Source organism: Flagellimonas sp. B-3 (assembly GCF_056857835.1).
Genome location: NZ_JBSXNW010000018.1, coordinates 80490 through 105613, shown reverse-complemented (window position 1 = coordinate 105613; position 25124 = coordinate 80490). Strand labels below are relative to the sequence as shown.

The following is a 25124-nucleotide window of genomic DNA, read 5'->3' as shown; positions in this document are numbered from 1 at the left end:
TAAAATGGGCTCATCTTTGGGCAGTTCAGAGCTTATTCTGAATCCTGATGGGAGCATTTACCATCTAAATCTTCTTCCAGATGACATTGCCACCACCATTATCACGGTTGGTGACCCAGAACGGGTGCGCGAGGTATCCAAATACTTTGATTCCATCGAAATAAAGAAAAGTAAGCGAGAATTTGTCACCCATACTGGCTATTATTCAGGTAAACGTATTTCTGTTGTTTCTACAGGCATCGGAACGGACAATATTGATATTGTTTTTAATGAGTTGGATGCCTTGGCGAACATAGATTTTCAATCTCGACAAATAAAGTCCAAAAAAAAACAGCTCAGTTTTATACGGGTCGGTACATCTGGCTCTTTGCAACCAGATATCCCTGTTGATTCCTTTTTGATGAGCGCCACTGGTATTGGCCTTGACAATCTTTTACATTTCTATGATTGCGGGCACATCAAAAACAAAGAGATGGAACAAGCACTTGCAGCCTACTTAAATTGGAGTAAGTACAATATCCACCCCTATGCGGTCGATTTTGATAAGGATTTAGCAGATATTTTCACTTCAAATCGTATACGATTAGGTTTAACCGCTACAAATTCAGGATTTTATGGGCCACAAGGAAGGGTGTTACGCTTAAACCCGGCCATTGCCGATTTCAATGAAAAGTTAGCGGGTTTTTCATTTGGAGATTTGAGGATAACCAACCTAGAAATGGAAACAGCGGCCATTTACGGCATTGCAAAACTACATGGACACCGAGCTGTTTCCCTTAATGCCATATTGGCCAATAGGGCCACGGGGGAGTTCTCCAAACAAGGGCATAAAACTGTTGACGAGCTGATTCAATACACCCTAAAATGCATTGCTGAAAGTCAACTGGTATAATTTTTTAGACCATATTTTTGAGAAAATACCATCTGGAATCATAATTTTAACCCCTATCAAGAATCCAAACAGATGAAAACCATAAAAATAATAGGTGTCCCCGAACATTTTAACCTGCCTTGGCACCTTGCCATGAAAGATAATGCCTTTGAAGACCGAGGTATTCAATTGGAATGGACGGATATTCCCGAAGGAACGGGAAAAATGACCCAAATGCTTCAAGATGGTGAAGCGGACATGGGTATCATTCTTACGGAGGGCATTATAAAAAGTATTTCGCAGGGCAATCCAAGTAAAATTGTTCAGGAATACATCTCTTCCCCCCTGCTCTGGGGAATCCATGTAGATGCAAATAGCGACCGACACTCCATCACCTCATTAAAAGATGACAAAATTGCCATCAGCCGTATGGGTAGTGGCAGTCATTTAATGGCCTACATCAATGCACAAAACCAAGGATGGGACACCGAAAACCTCGAATTTGAAATCGTAAACAACCTTGATGGCGCCGTAGAAAACCTCACAAATGGCTCCAATGCCTATTTTATGTGGGAGCACTTTACCACCAAACCGCTCGTGGACAACGGAACCTTTAAACGAGTGGGCGACTGCCCTACCCCTTGGCCTTGTTTTGTGATTGCTGCTTCGGATGCATTTCTAAAAGAAAACGTAGGCGTGTTGCGCCATATTTTGGAGGTGATAAATACCTACACCTCGGAGTTTAAACAAATTCCAAGTATTGATAGAACACTATCCAACAGATACGAGCAAAAACTGGAGGATATCCAAGAATGGCTATCCAAAACTACGTGGGGACAAGAACAACTTTCTGAAGCAACCGTGAACGAGGTGCAATCCAGATTATTTGACCTTAATTTGATTGAAGAAGTCAAAAATGCTTCAACATTCCTCTGGAAATAACCTGGCATTTTCACCAATCAATCGGCTCTTTGCCCATCTGGGCCAGTAACTTGTTTGTTTTGCTGAAATGTTGATTACCGAACCACAGCCCACGATTGGCACTCAAAGGCGATGGATGTCCAGAAGTCAGAATATGGTGCTTGCTTTTATCGATTAGGGATGATTTCTTCTTGGCAAATCCGCCCCAAAGCAGAAAAACAACACCTTCCAGTTCGGTGGAAACTGTTTTTATAACCGCATCGGTAAATTGTTCCCAACCCTTATTTTGGTGGCTCGCCGCCTGATGCGCTCTTACCGTTAGCGTAGCGTTCAACAAAAGTACACCTTGGTCTGCCCAACGTTCCAAATTACCGCTTTCGGGATAAGGCTTTTCAACATCGGTTTTAATTTCCTTAAAAATATTGACCAAGGATGGCGGATGCGGAATACCATCTTTTACGGAAAAGCACAACCCATTCGCTTGGTTCGGCCCATGGTAGGGATCTTGACCAATGATGACCACTTTGGTTTCTTGGAATGGACAATGATCAAAGGCAGAAAAAATGTCCTTACCCTTTGGGTAACAAGTATTATGCTGGTATTCCTGCTTCACAAAAGCAGCCAATTGCTGAAAGTAAGGTTGTTCAAACTCGTTGTTCAATTGTGCTTTCCAACTAGGCTCAATGTTTACGTCCATGTGATGACTTTACTTCTTTTTGGTCAATTTATAGATTAAATACCCTATGCCCACCAAAAAATGTAGCAAGATAACGCCTGCAATAATGTAGATAACGGTATTGTCACTCCTCACTTTAGTACAAATTTGAGTATTGAATCAAAAGTACGCAAAGCGAATTGTTTTTACCAGATGCCCACCTTCAAAAACCCTTCAAAATCCTATATTTGCGCTGCTAGTAGAAAAAGATGCGAAACATTCACCCCAAAACACTTCAGGATCTAGAGTTCCCAACGGTATTGACCCAAATCGCCGCGCGATGCAATACCGAATTGGGCAAAGAGGAAGCCCTGGCCGTAAAACCGTTCCAAGATAAGGAAGAATTGATGGCTATTTTAGGGCAGACTTCCGAGTATTTGGCGTCTTTTTCCAACGACAACCGCATTCCCAATCATGGTTTCGACCATATCAACAGTGAATTGGGGCTGCTCAAGATTGACAACAGTACCTTGGAAATTTCGGGCTTTCGAAAAATTGGCGGCATCTGCAAAACGGTGGCCATTCACCAAAAATTCTTCAAAAAATTTAAGGAGTACTATCCGCTACTTTTTGATAAAGTGAATACCTTGGAGCTTCACCCGGAAATACCCAATGCCATTGATGATGTTATTGACAAGTTTGGCGAGATCAAAGACTCCGCGTCGGATGAGCTGAGATACATCCGCAGCCAGATCAATGAGGTGCGCAGTAAAATCAACCAAAGTTTTAGTGCGGCCCTTGGGCGTTATCAATCCTCGGATTTTTTGGATGAAATCCGCGAATCTGTTGTGGAAAACCGTAGGGTATTGGCCGTAAAGGCCATGCACCGCAAAAAGGTAAAGGGCACGGTGATGGGCACATCCAAAACAGGAAGCATTGTGTACATTGTACCAGAGGCCACCTTGTCCTACACCAGAGAACTCAACAATCTTGAGTTTGAGGAGAAAGAAGAAATCCAGCGCATCCTGAACAAGCTCACCGACGAGATTCGACCATATCGGGAGTTGTTACAGGAATATCAAAAGCATCTTTCCGATACAGATATTACCGCAGCCAAAGCAAGGTATGCAAGTGAAATGGATGGTTTATTGCCTGAAATTAATGAGGAGCGGGAATTGTTTCTACGTGATGCGTACCACCCTCTACTCTATTTATCGAACAAAAGAAAAAACGAGAAGACCTGGCCACAGACCATAAAACTGCATCAGGAAAACCGAATCATTGTGATTTCCGGGCCCAATGCAGGTGGAAAAAGTATCACTTTGAAGACCATTGGATTGCTTCAAGTGATGCTTCAAAGTGGTATGTTGATTCCGGTGCACGAGCGTAGTTCCGTTTGCTTTTTTGATCAAATTTTGACGGATATCGGAGACAATCAATCCATTGAAAATCATTTGAGCACATACAGTTATCGACTCAAAAACATGAACCGCTTTTTAAGAAAGTGCAACGATAAAACCCTGTTCTTGATCGATGAATTTGGTACGGGCAGTGACCCCGAATTGGGCGGTGCTTTGGCGGAAGCTTTTTTGGAAGTGTTCTACGAGCGAGAAGCTTATGGGGTAATTACCACTCACTATGCCAATTTAAAGGCTTTGGCCAACGAACTACCACATGCCACCAACGCCAATATGCTGTTCAACTCCAAAACCTTGGAGCCTACCTTTCAGTTGGTTTTGGGCGAAGCGGGAAGCTCCTTTACATTTGAGGTGGCCCAAAAGAACGGCATCCCCTACTCCTTGATTAATAAGGCAAAGAAGAAAATTGAACGCGGAAAGGTCCGTTTTGATGCCACGATTGCCAAACTGCAAAAAGAGCGCAGTAAAATGGTGGAAACGGGCTCCAAGCTCAAAGATGAGGAAGCCAAGGCCCGTGAAGAATCGGAACGATTGGAACAGCTCAACTCCAAGATCAAATCCAAACTGGAGAGCTACCAAGAAATGTACGACCACAACCAGCGTATGATCCAACTGGGCAACAAAGTGAACACCGCCGCGGAGAAATACTTTATCGACAAGAAAAAAAGACCGTTAATTTCCGAGATGCTCCGCATTGTGGAAACAGAAAACAGCAAGCGTAAAAAAATCACGGCTAAAAAAGCAAAGGCCAAGCAACAAGAGAAAAAACAAGTGGCCCAAGAATTGGAGCAAAAAATCAAAAAAGTACGGGTAGAGAAGAAAATTAAAAAGGAAAAAGAAATTAAGGCCGAAAAGAACAAACCGCGACCTGTTTTTAAGGTAGGTGACCGCGTCCGTTTAATGGACGGCAAGGCCGTGGGCAGCATTGACACTTTAGAAAAAGGCAAGGCCGTGGTGAATTACGGTATGTTTACCACCAACGTAAGCGTGGACCAATTGGAATTGGTAGAGGCGAAGAAGTAACAGATTTATTCCTACCTTGGGTTCTTCAAAAGGATAAACAAACAGAATTTAAATTAACCAATATACTTTTTTAAATAAATTGGATTAATTATACTGAATTTCAGTAATTTAATTGTGTATTAAATAATAAAACAGCTCTGAACTCGTTTTTGGATAAAATATTTTCCCGTGAATTTTTTAAATAAGGAAATAGAATCGCGTACCAAACGAAAAAAGTCACAATCACTCATTAAGAGGCAGGTTTCTTGCGGAACCTTTCAAGATTTGGAAACTTTGGACTTCGACAATCATAAAAAACAACCCTCAAGAGCTAATCTTTAAATTCTTTTGATTCTTGCAAGGGAACTTTTATAACGATTCATTGTCGAAAATTTGATAGCCCTACTTCTGAAAACCTACTACAATCATTAGTTGTTTGTTGTAGCTGCTCCCTGGCTGATAGGTTAATGGCATGTCCATACAACTTTTTAAAGCCATATCGAACTACTCCTTCTGCTTTGATTCAATCCATTTCGCCATATACTTGGTGCTGGCCATGGTTTGATGCTGTAGTAATTTCCCTATAAAATTTTGTGTACGATGGGTTTGCAAAGCTTTGCTTAGTTGTTGTAACTGTTCTTTTAATTGGGTTTGCATGCTTTCTTTATCATAAAAAGTTTGAAGCAATTCACTTCCTCGCCGTTGGGCGTTTTCCCAAGCGGTCGGGTTTTGGTCCAAATCCACTGCGGCTTGGGCAAACCTGTCCCAATCATCAGTAATTGTACCGTTCCAAGGCAGGTCGCCGTGCATACCCTCCGCGCCAATGTTTGTGGTCACGCTTGGGGTGCCCGTTTTCATGGCATCCAATAATTTTCCTTTGATTCCCGCACCAAATTGAAGCGGTGCCAGTAGTACTCGGGCATTTTGGAGTACTGCATCTACGTCCTCTGCCCATCCGTGTACATAAAAACGGGTTTTGGGGTTGTGCATTTCGTTTAATTGTTGGGGTAAGTATGCTCCATAGATGTGCATTTCGGCTTCCGGTAGTTGTTTGCGTATCCTGGGCCAAATCTCTTGCTTCAAGATGTGAACGGCATCCACATTGGGTGCATGTTTTCCGTTGCCGATACTAACAAACCCTCTTCGAGCATCAAACGGGGCCAATTTATCTTTGGATATCTCTGAAACATCAACCATAAAAGGTAAATGGAACAACAATTCAGCAGGAATCTTTAGTTCCTGTTGTAAAATTTCCATTTCGTGGCTGGAAATCATCAAACTAAGATCACAACGATAAATACTGGCCACTTCCCGTAAAGTCATCGGGTGGTTTTTCCAATGTTGTAGCGTAAAGGATTCCTTCTTTTTATGGGCCTCTTCCCTAGCCTTTCGCAGCGAGTGTAGATCTTCGGTATTCAGTATGCGGATGGCATTCGGGGTAAAATCCGCTACGCGCCATCCAAATTGTTCTTCCATCATAAAACGATCAAACAACACTATATCGGGAGATAGTTTTTTTACAAATTCATCAAAACTGGAATGGTTAAGCTGTATGGGAACCTCCCGAATCCCCATTTGTTGCAAGTCTAAACTATACTCGGTTTTACTGGCGGTACTGGCAAACGTAATTTTATAACCAAAGGTTATAAAGGTTTCCAGCAATTGTTGCATTCGGCTGCCGGCAGCCGTGGTGTTGGGCTCGGGCCATACATAACCGATTACGAGGAGTTTTTTTTGCATGTTGGGTTAAGGGTAGTTGGGTAAAAGATTATGGATTATAGGTAAAAGTAGTAAGTGTACATAGAATAATCAAAAGACATCTCGACTGCGCTCGATGTGACAAGTAGGAAATACAGGAGTCAAATTCAAGTTCAAGAACGCAGTAAGCAATGGACAATTGGCAGTCGACAAGGGTCAATCAAATATAATAACAAGGATTTAGGAACCAAGACACTTTTCTTCACTGGTAAGCAAATCTAAAAATCAAAATATCAAAAACCAACATCTGTATCTGACACGAATGACACTAATTTTCTCGGAAGAAGACATCTCGACTGCACTCGATGTGACAAGTACTAAATGCAAGAGTCAAGTTCAAACATCAAGTACAAAAAGAAGGATTTAGGAACCAAGATACACGACACTCTTCTTTCTGACAGACAAGTTCCAAATAATTAAACCTGAAACCAGACCATAAAAAATAGACAAGAGACAGGGAACAGAAACCCGAAACACCAATAACTCAATAACCAAATAACAGAACTCCTGACATCGAGCACCGAGCATCAAACTTCTAAACTCAAAACCAACTACATCCGTGCTGCAAACATTTTGGAGATACTGGAGCGGAGCTTTCGTTCATAATCTTCTTCCAACCACTCCTTGTAGTTTTTAGTGTTGTTCATGATGCAATACGAATACTGCTTTACACGATAGGAAATCTCATCTTTGAGTTCCTTGGCCAAAATACGGGCATCGAATACATCTTCGCTATTTTCCACACATATTTGGGCGTGTTGTTCTATACTTTTTTCCAGTACAACCTTGGATTTTTTACCTTGCGCGAATATTTTTTTGTACTCTGCTTTTACATCAAACGTAATGTTGTCGGACTTACTGAATTTGGCACGGAGCTCATCGGGCATCTCGTACACAAAATCACGCTCGATCTCCTCATCATTTTTAATATTTTCCAGGTAAAAGTCTGGAAAGTGGAATATTTCCTGCCAATCCACCGGTGCATCCCAAGGGCCAAAACGGGCAATGTTGTTACCCATATCAATAACATTGAACTCATTTTTATTGGGCAGCACCCTGGAGCCCCTTCCTATCATCTGAAAATATAGCGTAAGCGAACGTGTAGCCCTATTTAAGATAATACTTTCCACGGTGGGTTCATCAAACCCTGTGGTTAAAATACTTACCGAGGTTAAAATGGCGTCTGGTGTTTTGGCAAACCAATCCAGAATTTCTTTTCGTTCGGTAGCTGTATTCTTGTTGTCCAAGTGCCTAACGTTGTAACCGGCCTTTTTAAAAGTCTCGTACACATACAACGAGGTATTGATACCGTTATTGAAAATTAGTGTTTTGGTGCCCTTCGCAATCTCTTCGTAAGCGGTAAGCAGTTTGCCCAACATACTGTGAGCACTGTAAAACTCATCGGAAGATTTTACGGTATAGTCTCCATTGATGCCAAGTTTTAAGGTTCGTAAACTAACATCATAATTATAAAGGTTGGCCTTGGCCAAGAACTGTTTGTCTATCAACGATTTTATGGACTCCCCAATGATCAAATGCTTATAGTTGTCCTTCATGGGAAGTTTAATGTTGGAACTCAACGGTGTTGCCGTTACGCCCAAAATTGTGGAATCCTCAAAATATTTAAAAAGTTTCCTAAAGGAATTGTAATGGGCCTCATCAATAATAACCAGACCAATATTGTTGATTTTTACTTTTTCTTCCTGTAACCTATTGTTCAGTGTTTCCACCATGGCCACAAAGCACATATAGTTGTCCTGGTCGTAAAGTTCCTTGACCTCGCTGTTAATTACCTTATTGGCCACACCGAACCCGTGGAGCATTTTGGAGGTTTGTTTGCTGAGCTCAATACGGTGGGTAAGCACCATCACCTTTTTACCGGTCTGCTCAATAAACCTTCGGGTTATCTCGGAAAAAACCACGGTTTTACCACCTCCAGTGGGCAATTGGTACAAAATATTGGTACCCTTAGGAAGTTTTTCCAAGTGTTTGAAGATTTTGTTCAGGTCTTCTTCCTGATAATCGTATAATGTTTTCTTCTTGATTTCTTTGTTTACCTCCAAAGGGAAATTGCGTTAAGGGTTCTTAAATAAAAAACCCTACAAAATTAGAGGTTTTTTGCGCTTGAGACCAATACTCGGAGGCTTTTATATTAAAATAGTATCAACAACCCTTGTTGAATCCTTTTTTTCGTGATTAATGTATTTGCTTATAACATTTTGATAACAATAACATTTTGGACTTGGAAAAATGGAGATTATAATGTATAATGATAGCTTATAACACTTGTTAAACCAGATATAAGAATGAGGCAGCTAAAAATCATTAAACAGGTCACGAACCGGGAATCCAAATCACTTGACAAATACTTGCAGGACATTAGTAAAATTGATCTGATCACCGCGCAGGAGGAAGTTGAGCTAGCACAGAAGATTAGGGCCGGAGACCAAGCTGCCTTGGAAAAACTGACGAACGCTAACCTAAGGTTTGTGGTCTCTGTGGCAAAGCAATACCAAAATCAGGGCTTAAAATTGCCCGATTTGATCAACGAGGGGAACGTTGGCTTGGTAAAAGCTGCCAAACGATTTGATGAAACCCGAGGATTTAAATTTATTTCCTACGCGGTTTGGTGGATTCGTCAATCCATTTTGCAAGCCTTGGCAGAACAATCCCGTGTGGTTCGATTGCCTTTGAACAAAATCGGGTCCATCAACAAGATAAAAAAAACATTCTCTTACTTGGAACAAGCGCACGAGCGTCCACCATCCCCCGAAGAAATTGCCAAGGAATTGGACATGACGGTTTCCGAAGTAAAACAATCCTTGAAAAATACAGGTAGGCACGTATCCATGGATGCTCCTTTAAAAGAGGGAGAAACATCCAATTTGTATGATGTGCTAAACGCCGGAGATTCCCCAAAACCGGACAAAGGTTTGATGCACCAGTCCTTGAACACCGAAATAAACAGGGCGTTGGATACACTATCCCCACGAGAAGCCGATGTGGTAAGACTGTATTATGGAATTGGCGACCAACCCTCTATGACCTTAGAGGAAATTGGCAGCACCTTTGATCTGACCAGGGAGAGAGTGCGTCAAATCCGTGAAAAAGCAATCAGAAAATTAAGACATACCTCAAAAAGTAAGATATTAAAGTCTTATTTGGGATAAGATGCCAAATGGTTATAAATAAAAAAGGGGATGTTGTAATCAATTCAACATCCCCTTTTCCATGATATTCACTTAAAAAACATCACGATTTGCTCAAAAGACTAATATCAAAGTCGGTGAGCATGTCTTTCAAATCTTGAATAAAATTTAAGTAGGCCGTGTTTTCTTTGTTATGGTTTTTCATGGTAACAAATTTTGGGTTGTTTATCCAACTATAGGTAATCAAGTTCGGCAAGTTCGTTTACTGCCAAAATTTCGTTCAGTTCTTGTAAAAATGCCAAGTATTCTTCGCCGTAGGTATCGTATAACATGGTAATCTTCGGTTTTTGTTCGGGGTTTTAGGTATAACGTAATTTTATTTTAAAGATTATATTGTTCTTATAAAATGTGGTAAAACCCCTACTTTGTGTTTAAAATATCCAGTTCTACCTCAAAATCAAGGTCTTTGTCCACTTTGCTTGGCCTTATGTTGAATTCATCATAAATAAAACACAGGTTCATTGGCAACCTTCGTCGTTCGGTATCGGACATTACACCCAATTTGGATTGTAATTCATTTTTGATTTGAAATGCTTTATTGCTGATTTTTGGGTTTTCATGGGATTCCAACTCAGAAAGAAAAGGAATTTCTTTTCTGTCCCCTACTTCCAACATTTCATCCAATAACATTAATTGGGTCTCAAGGTCCTTTGTATATTGGAACAAAGGATAAAAGATGCTTTGAAGGTACTCGGGAAGTTGGTTGTTTGCCATGGTGTAGGTATTTACATTGTTCGGAACATTTCCATTTCAAAATCTATCAGCTCTTGCACTCGCGGATATTCCTGAAGAAATTGGTCATATAAAAAAGTAAGGTGTTTTACATCCTTGTCGGTTTTGCAAAGTCTGGAAACTTGTTGGGCCACTTCCAAAAGGCCGTAGGTTTTCATCATGCGCAACGAAGGCATAATTTTTTGGCATGCAAGCTCCAGTTCAGCGAAGTTTTCACTCATTAGATTAACCTTGGCACTACCAATAAATTCCCAAACGTTCTGTTTGAACATACGGACCAATTCTTCCAATAGATCCATCTGCCCCATACAATCTTCCAAAACAGGTTTAAGATCAATGGCTTGGCCAACAAACCCAGCTTGCAAGCTTTTTTCTATAAATTTAAAATCGGTAGACATGCTGTCGGTATTTTTATCAGAATGTTGAGCACTATCACCCTGCGGATTTTGCACCAGTTTTTTTAGTTCTCTCACAATGGCACTTTGCTCATCGGATAGTGGGGTATCTTCCATTGCTTTGATCAGAGCTAAAAACTTGGTGTTATCGGATTTTGTGAATTGTTTGTTGTCCAAGCTTTGTATGCCTATTTTTTGGTAGATACTTTCAAGTTGTCTCATTTCTGAGACGCCAAAAACCTTGTTCTCCAATCCCATCTTAAAAACTTCAAAGGATTTTTTAAGCTCTCCTGCTTCCACAACGCCCAATTCCTCATAAGAAAATGAGCTTAATCCTATTTCCAGTTTTTCTAGATATGTCAACAATTCACGTGTTCCCAATTCTTTGTTGTAATCAATTATTAGTTATCCTAAAAATGTTGATTATACTGAGGGATTACAATTTATTGTTCCGTAGCATTCGGATTTTGTTGTCAAATTGCGTTATTTGTATGTGTAAAAAAACCAACCATGAAATATTTTTATCTATTCTTTAGCCTTACCCTATTGATCTCTTGTGGAGAAAAAAAAACTGAAAAGACCGAAACCTTGGAAGAAAAAGCCCAAAGGATCCACGATTCCGTGATTACGATCGATACTCATGACGATATCAACGTGCAGAATTTTACAGATAGTATCAATTACACCCAACGACTGGAAACTCAAATCAATATTCCGAAAATGGAGGAAGGTGGACTGGATGTTGCATGGCTGATCGTTTATACGGGTCAGGACACATTAACCGCCGAAGGTTATGCCAAGGCTTCCGAAAATGCCATTTCAAAATTTGAGGCCATACACAGGCTTTGTGAGGAGATTGCACCAGACCAGATTGAATTGGCACTGACCTCCGATGACGTGAGAAGAATTGTGGCGTCAGGCAAAAAAGTGGCCATGATCGGCGTGGAAAATGCGTATCCGATCGGTGAGGACCTTTCCAAAATTGAAGAATACCAAAAACGAGGTGCCCGCTATATGTCCCTATCTCACAATGGCCATAGCCAATTTAGTGATTCCAATACAGGTGAAAAAGACAGTGTTTGGCTGCATAATGGCTTAAGTGACCTGGGTAAAGAAGCTGTTGCCGAAATGAACCGTGTAGGGATGATGATCGATGTTTCGCACCCATCCAAAGAAGCCATGAAACAGATGATTGAACTTACCAAAGCACCAATCATAGCTTCGCACTCTTCGGCTAGGGCACTTTGCGACCACAGCCGTAATTTGGACGATGAACAATTGATATTGATGAAAGAAAATGGAGGCGTGGTGCAAACCGTTGCCTTTAGCTCTTATTTGAACACCGAAAAGCACGAAGCCCGTTCTGCCTATATGACCGAAGTCTATAAAAAAGTAGCCGATTCATTGGATGTGGCTTGGTATGAGCGTTCCCAGTTCTCTTCTTTGACCGATGAACAGCGTGAGGAATTCTTTGCCAACTACCGAAAGGTGATGGGCATTGGTGAAGAATTGGCCGAAACCGACCCTAACGTGCCGCCTGCGGTAAATGTATCCGATTTTGTGGACCACATTGACTATATGGTGGATTTAATCGGAATAGACCACGTAGGCATCAGCTCCGATTTTGATGGAGGTGGCGGCATTGAAGGCTGGTCAGATGCTTCTGAGACCTTCAACGTAACCTTGGAACTGGTGAAACGAGGCTATACCGAAGAAGAAATAGCAAAATTGTGGGGCGGTAACCTGTTAAGAGTGTTGGACGAGGTCCAGGCCGTGGCCAAAGCCTTGAATTAAGAAGCGGCTTTTTCCTCTTCTTTTTCCTTTTTGGCCAAACGGTCTTTAACGTATTCTATTTTCGTTTTCCCGTGGGCCTTGGGATTACCATGCTCATCTAGATTGACCATAATAATATTGTCCACCGTAACAATACTTTCGTGGGTCATCTTATTTCTAACTTCGCAGTTTAAGGAAATTGAGGTGACCCCGAATTTTATGACCTCAATACCAATTTCTATGATATCGCCTTCTTTGGCAGTACTCATAAAATTGATTTCGGACATGTATTTGGTTACGATTTTTCTGCTTTCGAGTTGAATAATACTGTACAATGCAGCTTCTTCATCAATCCAAGCAAGGACTTTACCTCCAAAGAGCGTACCATTGGCGTTCAGGTCCTCTGGCTTTACCCATTTTCTAGTATGGAATCGCATAGTTGAAATGTTTAGAATTCTCTTACAAAGTTAGCCCAATCCTTTGAAGATTTTCTTGTTAATCGCTTTAATTTATGCGAATTACGAATTTGAAATATTTGCTGGTCACCAAATATGGAGTAATTAATTTTGATTGCCCAAGATTTTGAACTTGATCAATTAGAGGTGTTTTAACTGAACAAATTCTTTTGTGGGGGCAAAGTGGTCTTGGGAATATGCAAATCGCAGCCCATTGCAGCATTTGATTGCTCTATAAAGTATGCCGATAATAATGGGGATTCCAGTTCAAGGTTCTGGTGTACAAAAAAATGGATGTTCTCCAATCCCAAGGACTTCCAAGTGGACAAACGCTCGATCCAATCATCCAAACGGGGATAATCCGATTTGTGATTGGCTCCCACATAGCGAACAAAAGCTTCGTTATTGGTCAGGCGCATGTGCATAAGATCTCGCCTACCTGCAGTATCCACCAAAATATTGGCAATGTTGTTCTCTTCCAATAAATGATAGAGTTCCTGCGCCACTTTTTCATCGTTGAACCAATCTGTATGTCTGAATTCCATGGCCAATGGAAACTCTTTGGGCCAATATTCCACAAAGCGTACTACCCTATCCCAGTTTTTGGGTCCAAAATTGTTGTGCATTTGCAAAAAGATGGTGCCCAATTTTTCTCCTAACAAAGTGGTCACTTCCAAATAGCGGTCTGCAGATTCAAGCGCTTTATCGTTCAAGCGGCGAAGATGGCTCACCTCATTGGTCATTTTAGGGAAGAATTTAAAGCCCTCCGGTGTTTTGTCCCGCCATTTTTCATACTGTTCCGCAGGAAAGATGCGATAAAATGTGGCATTGAGCTCAATACTGTTGAATTGCGAAGCATAATATTCCAATTCGTCTTTTGTTCCTCTGGGGTAGAAATTCTTTAGATCTTGTCTGTTCCATTTGGCACAGCCCACATAAATCTTGGTTTCCGCTCCCGTTTTGTTTTTGGACAACACCACGGGAGTATCGGGGTGGTCTGGTGGGATGGTAAAATCTATGTTTTCTGGGTGGTCTACTTTGCCGAATTTCATGGGTCACCAAATTTTATGTCTACCTAATTTATGAGGTAAAACAATTTTATTTCACCTCTTTTTTAAGTTTAGAGGGATTTTGTCTGTTATCAAAGATTGTAACTATAAATATCGTTTTGGAATTAAAACGGTAATACATAGTGGTCTGTTTGGAGATTACACATTTATACAGTCCAAGCTTTTTATCAGATTCTGGAAAGATATTAGGGTCGCTCTTAATCAAGTCAATGGATTTATCCAATTTCTTAATAAAATCCGACTTAACTTTCAATGACCAATTTTCCTGCAAGTAGTTTAAGAGTTCTGAGATTTTCTTTTCTGCTGTTTTAGAAATCTTGACCTTTCTGCTCATTCTTATCTATGCTTTGCCATAAACGAGTCAAAGTCTACAACATCTCCATTTTCAATTTCAGAAATTCCTTGATTTATTTCAGCTTGTTGCTCGGTAGTCAATTCATCCCAAAAATCAGTTGAACCTTCCTTTTTGAAAATTCGTTTGATTGATTGAATAATCTTGGGGTCATTAGTATTCAACAACATTTTTACCAGTTCTATTTTTTCCGCCTGAATATTCATAATCAATATTTTGTAGAAACGAAGATAATGAATCTTTTAGATTGCTAATGTTAACAGTAATATGACACCTGTGATTTTTAGAGGGCATGAACAATATTTTTGATATATTTGGTTCATGTTACTCTTCAACAGATCTATTAAATTCTCCAAGCTATTCAGATATTGGGTTTTGCTCGAATTTTCAATTTGTATAGTGTGCCTAATCATTTACTGGATTTCCAAATTACTTTAAAACACCCAGAAATATCCTTGCTGTTTGTTCATAACATCGTTGACAACTATTGCGATATTTAAAAGTGTGCGGTTGATCATTCTGTAATTTTATTAAAAATCACAACCATGGATTCACAATCCGACCGTCGATTGGACATTCGTCCAACCATTCCAGAGTCACATTTTAACAGCCAAATGGGTTTCGATGAACATTTTCAGAACAAGACCCTGAGACCCGTGATCAAACTTCAAAACTATTTGTTGGTAGAGGCTTTCAAGAACTATGCGAACAAACATAAGGGTGTGTTCTACGAACTTTCCTTGGAAAAAAAGTTCCACTACATTGAGCGGGCTATCCAAAAGGACATCAAATTCAGGAATTCCCTTAAGGGAATGATCATTGGCCAGTTCACCGTGGATGAATATCGGGATTACATTACGAATTCTTCTGCATTGAACAAAAGAATGATGAACATGGTGGTGGAACGATTAAAGGACCAGATCCAACTTTTGGAGGAAGAAGCTTTATTACAAAATTGATTCTCCATTTAAGTTGGTGGTGAGTATATCGCTCATTAGGTCAAAATAAGGCCGAATAGCCCTGTACGACTTGTCCACTTCGTCAATAAATAATGGGGAAAGTACTTCTTTATCGGAAAGTTTACGTACAAATACAAACTGTTTCTTTCTGATCAAGTCAATATCAGGGTGTTCTTTGTCAAAACCTTTAGGAGCAGTTTTTACTTCATCACCACTTAGTTCGCCCCAAATTGTTTTCAATTCTTTTTTATTGATGACTTCCCTGAATTCGGAGGCATCCATCTCCAGTTCCTTTCTAATTCGGAAGAGGTCCTCCTTGTTCGGAGCCCAAAATCCTGTTGCCAAAAACGACTCCCCCGGTTTTAAATGAAGATAATAGCCTCCCCGTAAATGGGCGCCCAATCGAGAAAACGAACCGGCAAAATGACTTTTATAAGGTGTTTTGTCCTTGGAAAAACGAACATCCCTGTAAATACGGAACAATTTCATCTTTTCAATTTCATCATGGTGGTTCAAGTTTTCCTTCACCATTTCAAAAAATAACTTAACCTTGGATTGATGCTTTTTAAAAGTGGGCTTATTGGCTTCGAACCAATCTCTATTATTGTTCTTTTTAAGTTCCGTCAAAAAATCAAAAACCTCATTGGATACCGTAATCTTGGATGTCATATACAGATAATATGTTATTTTTAAACTAAAGTTAACTTTTTATCATGGGTATGGTAAGGATTTGTCTAATTTTAAGACAATAATGAGCAGTATGGATAAAGAAAAAATAATAGCTGAACTCAATAGGCATAAAAAATTGCCATATCTGGACTATAGATTAAAGCAAGAAACCGAGGATTTTACCGACACGCTTTTTTTTACTTTATTTGATGCCAATACCCCTGTGGCCGTTAATCTGGAGTTGTTAGAGAAAAAATTCAACCAATTAATGGATATGGCCTGTTGGGATTTGGAGAAACCAAGTGAAGAGCTTTGGAACAATTACATTTCCCATTTGCCACAAATTTTAGAAAATTTGAATTTGGATGCTGAAGCTATATTGAATTGTGACCCTGCCTCACTTTCCATTCAGGAGATTTATATGGCCTACCCGGGTTTTTATGCCATTGCCATTTACAGATTGGCGCACGAACTTTATGAAGAAGGGGTTCCATTAATTCCCAGAATGATGACCGAATATGCGCACCGACAAACTGGTGTGGACATTAACCCGGGAGCTAAAATCGGGAAATCGTTTTTTATAGATCATGCCACGGGAGTCGTAATTGGCGAAACTGCAGTAATCCACGATAATGTAAAAATATACCAAGGAGTTACGCTTGGGGCGCTTTACGTTGCCAAAAAATTGGAAAAAACAAAACGACACCCCACCATTGAAAACAATGTGACCATCTATGCCAATGCAACTATTTTAGGAGGCGAAACCGTAGTTGGCGCTAACTCGGTTATTGGTGGCAATGCATGGATTACGTCGTCCGTTCCTGCGAATTCAACCGTTTATCATAAACCAGAAATTAAAATAAAGACAACCCCAAATGTCTAACAGCATACTCGACCTTATTGGAAACACCCCTTTGGTGGAATCCAAAGTTTTGAATACAAATCCTAATGTAAAAGTCCTGTTTAAGCTCGAAGGAAACAATCCTGGCGGAAGCGTTAAAGACCGTCCAGCTTACAACATGATAAAAAGTGGGCTTGAACGTGGCGATTTTACCACGGAAACCAAATTAATCGAAGCCACAAGTGGAAATACAGGTATTGGATTGGCCATGATTGCTGGCCTTTTTGGGCTTGATATTGAATTGGTGATGCCCGAAAACTCTACCAAGGAACGAGTGCAAACTATGCGAGCCTACGGTGCAAAAGTGACGCTGACCCCTGCCGATGTAGGTATAGAAGGGGCTCGGGATTATGCAGAGGCTAAAGTAAAGGATAAAGGTTTCCAAATGTTGAACCAGTTCTCCAATGATGACAATTGGAAAGCGCACTACAAAACCACAGGCCCAGAAATTTGGAGAGATACGGATGGTGAAATCACACATTTTGTATCCAGTATGGGCACTACAGGAACCATTATGGGAACCTCCACTTATTTAAAGGAGCAGAATCCCGACATCCAAATTGTGGGCGTGCAACCTACCGATGATTCCAAAATTCCCGGGATACGCAAGTGGCCGCAAGAATACCTTCCGAAGATTTTTAACCCTAAAAAGGTTGATACGGTAATGGAGGTCAGTGAACAGGATGCCACCGAAATGGCTAAAAAGCTGGCAAAAGAAGAAGGCATTTTTGCAGGAATGAGCAGTGGTGGAGCCGCTACAGTGGCATTACGTCTTGCAGAAACTTTGGAAAGCGGGGTTATCGTTTCTATTGTTTGTGACCGTGGCGATCGTTATTTGTCTTCGGATTTGTTTGATTAAGGAATTGTTAGGTGTTGGATGCCCCGAAGCCAAATGTTGGCAGTTTGCAGTAACTCTTCCCTTTGTGCTTGAACTTGATACTTGAGTTTGAACTTTAAAAACTACAACGACAACCTAAATATTTGGCAATAGTTACAGTCCTCGAATGTAACTTCCATACAAATCTTTAAACTGATACCCTTGCTGAAAACGATGCTTGCTCAATTTTTTATAGGCAACCAATCCCCAGAGCAGCAGTTCTTTCAAAAAATAAGAATCTTCTTTGGGTGCATCGGGTTGATATTCCTTTAAAAGATTGTTCAATGGACCGATGGAATCCAGTTTGGACTTGTAATCTTCTTCTTTTTCATCATCCAACAGTTCAAAGCCTTCGCCGTCAAAGAACCAGCTTATCAATTCGTCATATTCGTTTTCCTCTTCTTTGCGTTGAAGCTTATCAATTTTAGGGAAGTAATTTGGGAACAAAGACTTCGCGGCATCCTCAATTAAGTTCTCCGCCACGGAACCCGCTCCCTCCTGCTCTCCTTCATACACCAGTTCAATTTTTCCGGTGATGGATGGAATAACGCCCATAAAATCGCTTAAACGTACGGCGGTTTTTTTATCTCCAGCAACAATCGCTCTGCGCTCAGCGGTACTCAATAGGTTTTCGAAAGCCGTAATACTCATACGGGCACTCACCCCGCTTTTGGCATCCACATATTCGCTATTTCTAGCCTCAAAACTGATTTGTTCCAATAAATCCATGGCAATTTCCGGCACATGGACAAATTCAGATTGACGTTTATCCAACCGCGCTTCTTGTTTCGTAATTTTCTTTGCAATTTCGATACTCTCGGGATAATGGGTAAGAATTTGTGAGCCTATTCTATCCTTCAAAGGAGTAACAATGCTTCCTCTATTGGTGTAATCTTCAGGATTGGCGGTAAACACAAATTGAATGTCCAAATGTAAACGTAGCTTAAACCCTCTAATCTGTATATCGCCTTCTTGCAGTATGTTAAAAAGTGTTACTTGAATTCTTGCTTGAAGGTCAGGAAGTTCATTTATTACAAAAATGCAACGGTTGGCCCGCGGTATCATTCCAAAATGAATCACACGGTCATCAGCATAGGATAATTTGAGGTTGGCCGCTTTTATTGGGTCAACATCACCAATCAAATCAGCTACGGTAACATCTGGTGTGGCCAATTTTTCATAAAAACGCTCGCTTCTGTGCACCCAACTTATGGGTGTTTCGTCTCCTTTTTCCTTAATAAGTTCTGTTGCATATCTGGAGATGGGTTTCAAGGGGTCGTCATGGATTTCAGAACCTTCTACTATCGGCATCCATTCATCCAGCAACTGTACCATTAAACGGGCCAAACGTGTTTTTGCCTGTCCTCTTAAACCTAATAAATTGATATTATGCCGGGAAAGAATGGCTCTTTCCAGCTCTGGGATTACCGAGTTTTCGTAGCCCCAAACACCTTCGAACACTTGCTCACCTTTGGATATTTTCTCCAAAAGGTTTTCCCGTAGTTCATCTTTGATGCTTTTACTGGAATAACCAGCTGATTTAAGTTCGCCTAGCGTTTTAATGTTGATATGGTCCAAATTCATGTGATGTGTTATCCTTTAATTCGTCTTTTTCTGTTTTGCTCGTAATCTTCAAAAATCATTTCGCCCAAACCTTTAAGGCCAGTGTAAAAGGCCTTCCCTTTGTTGGCTTTGGTAAATTCACGCACAAACTGCATTAAATAAGGGTCTTCGGCAATCATAAAAGTGGTTATGGGGATATGAAGTTTTCTGGCCTGTTGGGCCATGGCGTAGCATTTTTCAACAATGTAATCGTCCAATCCCACACTGTTCTTATAATAATCACCGTTCGGAAGCCGCAAACAAGATGGTTTTCCGTCGGTTATCATAAAAATCTGTTTATTGGTGTTCCGTTTTCTACGGAGCATGTCCATCGCCAATTGAAGTCCGGCCACCGTATTGGTGTGGTATGGCCCTACTCGTAAATAAGGCAAATCCTTGATGGGAATAGGCCAGGCATCGTTTCCGAATACCAAAATGTCAAGTGTATCCTTTGGATATCGTGTGGTAATGAACTCGGCCAATGCCATTGCTACTTTCTTGGCAGGTGTAATACGGTCTTCACCATAAAGAATCATACTGTGGCTGATGTCAATCATAAGTACAGTGCTCATTTGGGCTTTGTGCTGTGTATCTTCCACGACCAAATCCTCTTCACTCAAGGAAAAATTGTCCAATCCATGATTCACTTGGGCATTTTTAAGGCTTTCCGTCATGCTGATGTGCTCCAATGAATCCCCAAAACGGTATTCACGGAACTCACCCGTATGCTCATCGCCTTTTCCTGACTTGCCTGTTTTATGGTTTCCCGAGCCGCTTCGTTTGATTTTGCCAAAAATTTGGTCCAAGGCCCGTTGACGTAGCATGCGTTCCAGCTTAGCTGTGATGGAGAGGTTTCCCCCGCCACCATTTTCGTCGCTCTCTTCACCTTCGCCACCTTGTGGCCCATCCATATCAAATTCCTCACGGATGTACCCCTTGGCCTTAAGGTCTTCTATAAAATCGTCAATGGTGTAATCGTCGTCGGTAAGTTCGTATTCCTTGTCCAGCTCACGGAGCCAATCCAAAGCCTCCTCCACATCACCTGAGGTATGGGTAACGAGTTCCTGAAAAATCTCAAAGAGTTTTTCGAACGGGGTTTGGTCCGGAGCTTCGTAGTTGGTAAAACGAAACCCTTTTCTTGTGTTCATAGCCATTACATAAATTTACGGCATTTCGCTGTAACGACTAGGGCTTTAGAAAAAACTTAACGGATTTGTTTAATGACGTTTTTCCAGTACTTGGGCAATATCGTCCAAAGTGTAGCCTTTGGCCTGCAACAAAATAAGGTAGTGAAACAGTAAATCGGCACTCTCGTTCAGGAAAAGGTCCTCGTTGTCATCTTTGGCCTCAATAACGGTTTCCACAGCCTCCTCCCCTACTTTTTGTGCTATTTTGTTGATACCATTTCGAAACAATGAAGCCACGTAGCTATCTGGATTTTCTTGATTATTTTTTCTGGATTCGATAACACCTTCCAAAGTGGACAAAAAGCCATAATCTTGAACATTTTCTTCGGCCCAACAGGTGTCGGTCCCTTTGTGGCAAGTGGGACCAACGGGATTCACCTTTACCAGCAACGTATCGTTGTCGCAATCCACTTGGATGCCCACAAGATTCAAAAAGTTGCCGCTTTCTTCGCCTTTGGTCCATAATCGTTGCTTGGAACGGCTGAAGAATGTCACTTTTTTGGTCTCTTGGGTTTTTTCAAACGCCTCTTGGTTCATATAACCCAGCATCAACACGTTTTTGGTGGTTGCATCTTGAATAATTGCTGGAATTAGTCCGTCTGAATTTTTATTGAAGTCTATTTTCATTGGTCACAATCGTTAGTTGAAACCCTGCCTTGCCGGCAGGTAGGTATGCACTTTAGTGCAAGACTTTCGGTTTTTACAAATATCATCATAAGAGTTATTGGGTTATGGATTATTGAGTTATTAAAGTATACTGTCTAAGTAACTGAATAACTTAATAACAGTTTGCAATTCCATTGCTTTTCAAAACCCATTGATTCAATTCATTGTGTTTAGTTTATGTTTTTTGTGCTTGTCACATCGAGCTGTCTTCCTGAGCGTAGTGGAAGGAGCGTCGAGATGTGGATTTTATACTCTCACAGGAATTCCTTTTTCCCTTAATTCTTTTTTCAGTTTATTGATTTCAATTTCCTTAAAATGAAAAACACTGGCAGCCAAAGCGGCATCTGCTTTTCCATTCTTAAATGTATCGGTAAAGTGTGAAATGGTACCCGCTCCACCTGATGCAATCACAGGAATATTAACCAATTCCGAGAGTTTTGCCAAAGCTTTGTTGGCAAACCCATTTTTGGTGCCATCATGGTCCATGGAAGTGAACAGAATTTCTCCCGCTCCCCGTTCTTCCACTTCTTTGGCCCATTCAAATAGGTCAATTTCTGTGGGGACCTTTCCTCCTACCAAATGGACTTTCCATTGTCCGTTGATTTGCTTGGCATCAATAGCCACAACGATACATTGCGAGCCGAATTTGGCCATCAATTCGTTGATCAATTCGGGCCGTTTTACCGCTGATGAGTTGATAGAAACCTTATCTGCGCCATTTTTCAGCAAAACATCCACATCTTCCACGGAAGAAATCCCACCCCCCACGGTAAAAGGTATATTGATGGTCTCAGCTACATGATACACCAGTTCGGCCAAGGTCTTTCGCTTCTCTTCGGTGGCGGAAATGTCCAAAAAAACCAATTCATCAGCGCCTTCTTTGGCATAAATGGACGCTAGTTCCACGGGGTCTCCCGCATCACGTAGGTCCACAAAGTTGATGCCTTTTACGGTTCTCCCGTTTTTAATATCGAGACAGGGAATTATTCTTTTTGTAAGCATTTATTTTTCTTTCGTCTTACTGAATTTTACGTTTATTTTTAATGTGAGACTACTTTCAAACCAATAATTGAAGCAATTAATGTGGTAATAAAAAATAGTCTCCAAAATGTTGCCGGTTCTTTAAAGACAAAAATTCCTATTAACACCGTTCCTACTGCACCAATTCCGGTCCAAACCGCATAAGCCGTGCCTATTGGCAATTCTTGTGTGGCTTTTACGAGCAAAAGCATACTAATTGCCAGGCAAACTGCAAATCCTATATACCAATAAGTGGTTTCGGTCCCGGTCGTTTCTTTGGCCTTTCCCAGACAAGCTGCAAAGGCTACTTCAAAGAATCCGGCAATTATCAATAGTATCCAGTTCATCGGCTATATATCCAACTCTAGCTTTCATTCTTTATATTCAGGTCTACGTCTCCATAAAACCCCAAATCTTTATTCTGCAAAATCTTTGTCCAAAGTGCTATTTGACCTGTGTGATAAGACAAATGCTCCGTTACATGAATAATGTTGCCCACACCAGAAAAATTAAAGCCCTGTACGTTTCTTTTACGTAAAAGTTCGTTGAGCGGAGCATCGTAAAATGCCCTTTTTGCATCGGATATGGTATCCTCAAGTTTTTTGACCAACTCTGCTTTCGTGTATCCCGATACTGTTGAGAATTCTTCATCGCGTTGGCGGGAATCCTCCAAATTTTGAATGGAAGCAATACCGTATTGGGTAATGTTTCCGCAGAGATGAAGTATGAGGTTCCCAATACTATTGCTAGACTTGTTGGGTTTTTGCCAGATTTCATCTTCCGACAATTGCTCTAAGCAGATTTTGATCATGCGAAGACTTTCGTTCATGCGATACCCCGCATTCCAAACCAATTCTTCTTGGAGTTGTTTTTCCTTATCCATTTTGGAGAATGTAATGTTCCAATTGTTTTAAACTGATCCTGTTTTCATAAATGGCCTTTCCTATAATGGTGCCATCACAACCAATTTCAGCAAGTTTTGGCAACTCATCAAATGAAGAAATACCTCCACTAGCGATTAATTTAATATTGGAAGTATTGTCCAATATCTTTTTATAGAGTTCAAAAGCAGGGCCTTGCAACATGCCATCTTTGCTAATATCCGTGCAGATTACGTACACAATACCTGCTTTTTGGTAAAACTGAATAAAAGGTAACAATTCTTGTTCAGATTCTTCTTGCCAACCTGAAACTGCAATTTTTTCGTTATTGGCATCAGCGCCTAAAATGATTTTATTTGCACCAAAATTTTGCAACCAACTTAAAAAAGTTTCTTGGTCTTTTACGGCAATACTTCCGCCAGTAATTTGATGGGCACCACTTTCAAAAGCAATGAGTAAATCTTTGTCAGTTTTTAATCCTCCCCCAAAATCTATTTGTAAGTTGGTTTTTGATGCGATGGTCTCCAAAACTTTATGGTTAACGATATGCTTGGATTTTGCACCATCCAAATCCACCAAATGTAAATATTGGATACCATGGGCCTCGAACGCCTTGGCCACCTCTAACGGACTTTCGTTATACACCTTTTTGGTGTTGTAATCTCCTTTGGAAAGGCGTACACATTTCCCTTCAATGATGTCTATTGCTGGAATCAATCTCATTTTCTAATCGTATTTTACTCGGTCTATGGACATCCACATTTCCGAATCCCCTATCCTTTTAAAGCCCAAATTTTCATAAAAGTGATGTGCGTCGATGGTTTTGAATGCCACAGTATTGACTTTTTTTACATCTGAGCGGTCCAAAATATGTTGTATCAATTTTTTACCTAATCCCTTTCTTTTATTGGGGTCAAAGACAACAACATCCATAATGTAGGCAAAAACCAGTCCGTCGGTTATTATTCGGGCATAAGCCATTTGTTCCCCTTTTTCATCGTACATGCCAAAGCAGATACTTTTTTCAATCGTCATTATTGTTTCTTCCATACTCCTGCCCTTTCCCCAATAGGTCAATCCAACTTCTTTGTGCACCTTTTGGATATCCAACCTATTCTTGTCTGTTGATATTTGGAATTCCATAATCAGGTAAGTGTTAAAAAGTTTTTCAGGATTTCACTGCCCACATCACTGCTCTTTTCGGGGTGAAATTGCACTCCGTAAAAATTATCCTTTTGCAAAGCGGCACTGTAAGTTAGTTCATATTCCGAAGTTGCAATGGTTTCTTTCCCGATCGGGGCATAAAAACTGTGTACCAAATAGATGTATGATTTCTCTGGAATATTAGTAAATAGCTTACTTTTTAAACCTGAAATTTGGTTCCACCCAATTTGTGGGACTTTAACATTTCTGGAAAATTTTATCACATCCAAATCAAAGATTCCCAAACCTTCGGTATTTCCTTCTTCGGATGAATGGCACATCAACTGCATACCCAAACAAATCCCCAGAACGGGTTGTTTTAATGTAGGAATCACCTTGTCCAACCCTGTGGCTTTCAACTTTGCCATAGCCGAACTCGCTTCTCCAACACCAGGGAATATCACCTTATCTGCATTTTGGATTTCTTCTGCATCATGGCTTAAAACAGCCTCATAACCAAGGCGTTTAATAGCAAACATGATGCTCTGGATATTTCCTGCTCCGTAATCAATTATGACTATATTCATTTATTTCTTGTCTTTTTGTCA

At 40.6% G+C, this 25124-nt stretch carries 27 protein-coding genes; 8 read left to right on the top strand and 19 right to left on the bottom strand.

The window, feature by feature from the left end; genetic code table 11:
- Positions 1-4: 4 nt before the first annotated feature.
- Together AC13CS_RS06680 and AC13CS_RS06675 are read left to right on the top strand one after the other, a co-directional pair.
- The gene (locus AC13CS_RS06680) at positions 5-892 is read left to right on the top strand and encodes a nucleoside phosphorylase (RefSeq protein WP_293163197.1); all 888 of its coding nucleotides are present in this window, start codon (positions 5-7) and stop codon (positions 890-892) included.
- A 72-nt stretch (positions 893-964) separates the two neighbouring features.
- Positions 965-1813, top strand: a complete 849-nt coding sequence (locus tag AC13CS_RS06675) for a substrate-binding domain-containing protein (RefSeq protein WP_293163194.1) — start codon at positions 965-967, stop codon at positions 1811-1813.
- 10 nt (positions 1814-1823) lie between these two features.
- On the opposite strand, the gene AC13CS_RS06670 is transcribed toward AC13CS_RS06675, so the two are convergent.
- Positions 1824-2489 carry a uracil-DNA glycosylase gene (locus AC13CS_RS06670; RefSeq protein WP_293163191.1) on the bottom strand — a complete coding sequence of 222 codons (666 nt, stop codon included), beginning with the start codon at positions 2487-2489 and terminating at the stop codon, positions 1824-1826.
- A gap of 227 nt (positions 2490-2716) precedes the next feature.
- On the opposite strand from AC13CS_RS06670, the gene AC13CS_RS06665 reads away from it, so the two are divergent.
- Complete coding sequence (locus AC13CS_RS06665; RefSeq protein ID WP_293163188.1) at positions 2717-4888, top strand: endonuclease MutS2; 2172 nt, start codon at positions 2717-2719, stop codon at positions 4886-4888.
- A gap of 483 nt (positions 4889-5371) precedes the next feature.
- On the opposite strand, the gene AC13CS_RS06660 is transcribed toward AC13CS_RS06665, so the two are convergent.
- Together AC13CS_RS06660 and AC13CS_RS06655 are read right to left on the bottom strand one after the other, a co-directional pair.
- Positions 5372-6607, bottom strand: a complete 1236-nt coding sequence (locus AC13CS_RS06660; protein ID WP_293163186.1) for a glycosyltransferase family 4 protein — start codon at positions 6605-6607, stop codon at positions 5372-5374.
- Between the two features lie 569 nt (positions 6608-7176).
- Positions 7177-8688 (bottom strand): DEAD/DEAH box helicase, encoded by a 1512-nt coding sequence (locus AC13CS_RS06655; protein WP_293163184.1) that lies wholly within the window; start codon positions 8686-8688, stop codon positions 7177-7179.
- Positions 8689-8931: 243 nt separating this feature from the next.
- On the opposite strand from AC13CS_RS06655, the gene AC13CS_RS06650 reads away from it, so the two are divergent.
- On the top strand, positions 8932-9795 hold the full coding sequence (locus AC13CS_RS06650; protein ID WP_100818963.1) for a sigma-70 family RNA polymerase sigma factor: 864 nt from the start codon (positions 8932-8934) through the stop codon (positions 9793-9795).
- Between the two features lie 399 nt (positions 9796-10194).
- Here AC13CS_RS06650 and AC13CS_RS06645 read toward each other — a convergent pair whose 3' ends face one another.
- On the bottom strand, positions 10195-10548 hold the full coding sequence (locus AC13CS_RS06645) for a hypothetical protein (RefSeq protein WP_163624710.1): 354 nt from the start codon (positions 10546-10548) through the stop codon (positions 10195-10197).
- An 11-nt stretch (positions 10549-10559) separates the two neighbouring features.
- Positions 10560-11342, bottom strand: coding sequence for a hypothetical protein (locus tag AC13CS_RS06640; protein WP_293163173.1), 783 nt, complete (start codon positions 11340-11342; stop codon positions 10560-10562).
- Positions 11343-11471: 129 nt separating this feature from the next.
- Between AC13CS_RS06640 and AC13CS_RS06635 the strand changes: the two genes are divergently transcribed.
- On the top strand, positions 11472-12755 hold the full coding sequence (locus AC13CS_RS06635) for a dipeptidase (RefSeq protein ID WP_293163171.1): 1284 nt from the start codon (positions 11472-11474) through the stop codon (positions 12753-12755).
- Here the strand turns inward: AC13CS_RS06635 and AC13CS_RS06630 are convergent.
- From AC13CS_RS06630 to AC13CS_RS06615, 4 genes are all read right to left on the bottom strand, one after another.
- The gene (locus AC13CS_RS06630; protein WP_293163169.1) at positions 12752-13171 is read right to left on the bottom strand and encodes a hotdog domain-containing protein; all 420 of its coding nucleotides are present in this window, start codon (positions 13169-13171) and stop codon (positions 12752-12754) included. The genes AC13CS_RS06635 and AC13CS_RS06630 overlap by 4 nt on opposite strands.
- Positions 13172-13341: 170 nt before the next feature.
- Entirely contained in the window at positions 13342-14241 is a 900-nt protein-coding gene (locus AC13CS_RS06625; RefSeq protein WP_293163167.1) for a DUF72 domain-containing protein, read from the bottom strand.
- Between the two features lie 46 nt (positions 14242-14287).
- Positions 14288-14593 carry a type II toxin-antitoxin system RelE/ParE family toxin gene (locus tag AC13CS_RS06620; RefSeq protein WP_293163165.1) on the bottom strand — a complete coding sequence of 102 codons (306 nt, stop codon included), beginning with the start codon at positions 14591-14593 and terminating at the stop codon, positions 14288-14290.
- Positions 14594-14595: 2 nt separating this feature from the next.
- Complete coding sequence (locus tag AC13CS_RS06615) at positions 14596-14817, bottom strand: hypothetical protein (protein ID WP_293163163.1); 222 nt, start codon at positions 14815-14817, stop codon at positions 14596-14598.
- 339 nt (positions 14818-15156) lie between these two features.
- Between AC13CS_RS06615 and AC13CS_RS06610 the strand changes: the two genes are divergently transcribed.
- Positions 15157-15570, top strand: a complete 414-nt coding sequence (locus AC13CS_RS06610) for a glyoxalase (protein ID WP_293163161.1) — start codon at positions 15157-15159, stop codon at positions 15568-15570.
- Here the strand turns inward: AC13CS_RS06610 and AC13CS_RS06605 are convergent.
- Entirely contained in the window at positions 15559-16239 is a 681-nt protein-coding gene (locus tag AC13CS_RS06605) for a DUF2461 domain-containing protein (protein WP_293163159.1), read from the bottom strand. The two genes, AC13CS_RS06610 and AC13CS_RS06605, sit on opposite strands and share 12 nt — an antisense overlap.
- 91 nt (positions 16240-16330) lie before the next feature.
- Between AC13CS_RS06605 and epsC the strand changes: the two genes are divergently transcribed.
- Together epsC and cysM are read left to right on the top strand one after the other, a co-directional pair.
- Complete coding sequence (epsC, locus tag AC13CS_RS06600; protein WP_293163157.1) at positions 16331-17122, top strand: serine O-acetyltransferase EpsC; 792 nt, start codon at positions 16331-16333, stop codon at positions 17120-17122.
- Complete coding sequence (cysM, locus tag AC13CS_RS06595) at positions 17115-17999, top strand: cysteine synthase CysM (protein WP_293163155.1); 885 nt, start codon at positions 17115-17117, stop codon at positions 17997-17999. The genes epsC and cysM overlap by 8 nt, the downstream gene beginning before the upstream one ends.
- 132 nt (positions 18000-18131) lie before the next feature.
- Here cysM and AC13CS_RS06590 read toward each other — a convergent pair whose 3' ends face one another.
- The 9 genes from AC13CS_RS06590 to hisH form a co-directional block, all read right to left on the bottom strand.
- On the bottom strand, positions 18132-19601 hold the full coding sequence (locus AC13CS_RS06590; protein ID WP_293163153.1) for a magnesium chelatase ATPase subunit I: 1470 nt from the start codon (positions 19599-19601) through the stop codon (positions 18132-18134).
- An 8-nt stretch (positions 19602-19609) separates the two neighbouring features.
- A complete protein-coding gene (locus AC13CS_RS06585; RefSeq protein WP_293163151.1) occupies positions 19610-20773 on the bottom strand; it encodes a vWA domain-containing protein in 1164 nt (387 codons plus the stop codon).
- A 63-nt stretch (positions 20774-20836) separates the two neighbouring features.
- Positions 20837-21433, bottom strand: a complete 597-nt coding sequence (gene hisIE / locus AC13CS_RS06580; RefSeq protein WP_293163149.1) for a bifunctional phosphoribosyl-AMP cyclohydrolase/phosphoribosyl-ATP diphosphatase HisIE — start codon at positions 21431-21433, stop codon at positions 20837-20839.
- Between the two features lie 285 nt (positions 21434-21718).
- Positions 21719-22474, bottom strand: coding sequence for an imidazole glycerol phosphate synthase subunit HisF (gene hisF / locus AC13CS_RS06575; RefSeq protein ID WP_293163147.1), 756 nt, complete (start codon positions 22472-22474; stop codon positions 21719-21721).
- Between the two features lie 38 nt (positions 22475-22512).
- Positions 22513-22839: a DMT family transporter gene (locus AC13CS_RS06570; RefSeq protein WP_293163145.1), complete on the bottom strand. Its 327-nt coding sequence runs from the start codon at positions 22837-22839 to the stop codon at positions 22513-22515.
- Between the two features lie 17 nt (positions 22840-22856).
- A complete protein-coding gene (locus tag AC13CS_RS06565; RefSeq protein ID WP_293163143.1) occupies positions 22857-23375 on the bottom strand; it encodes a DinB family protein in 519 nt (172 codons plus the stop codon).
- The gene (hisA, locus tag AC13CS_RS06560; RefSeq protein WP_293163141.1) at positions 23368-24096 is read right to left on the bottom strand and encodes a 1-(5-phosphoribosyl)-5-[(5-phosphoribosylamino)methylideneamino]imidazole-4-carboxamide isomerase; all 729 of its coding nucleotides are present in this window, start codon (positions 24094-24096) and stop codon (positions 23368-23370) included. The genes AC13CS_RS06565 and hisA overlap by 8 nt, the downstream gene beginning before the upstream one ends.
- Before the next feature lie 3 nt (positions 24097-24099).
- The gene (locus AC13CS_RS06555; RefSeq protein WP_293163139.1) at positions 24100-24516 is read right to left on the bottom strand and encodes a GNAT family N-acetyltransferase; all 417 of its coding nucleotides are present in this window, start codon (positions 24514-24516) and stop codon (positions 24100-24102) included.
- A 2-nt stretch (positions 24517-24518) separates the two neighbouring features.
- Complete coding sequence (hisH, locus tag AC13CS_RS06550; protein ID WP_293163137.1) at positions 24519-25103, bottom strand: imidazole glycerol phosphate synthase subunit HisH; 585 nt, start codon at positions 25101-25103, stop codon at positions 24519-24521.
- Between the last annotated feature and the right edge of the window lie 21 nt (positions 25104-25124).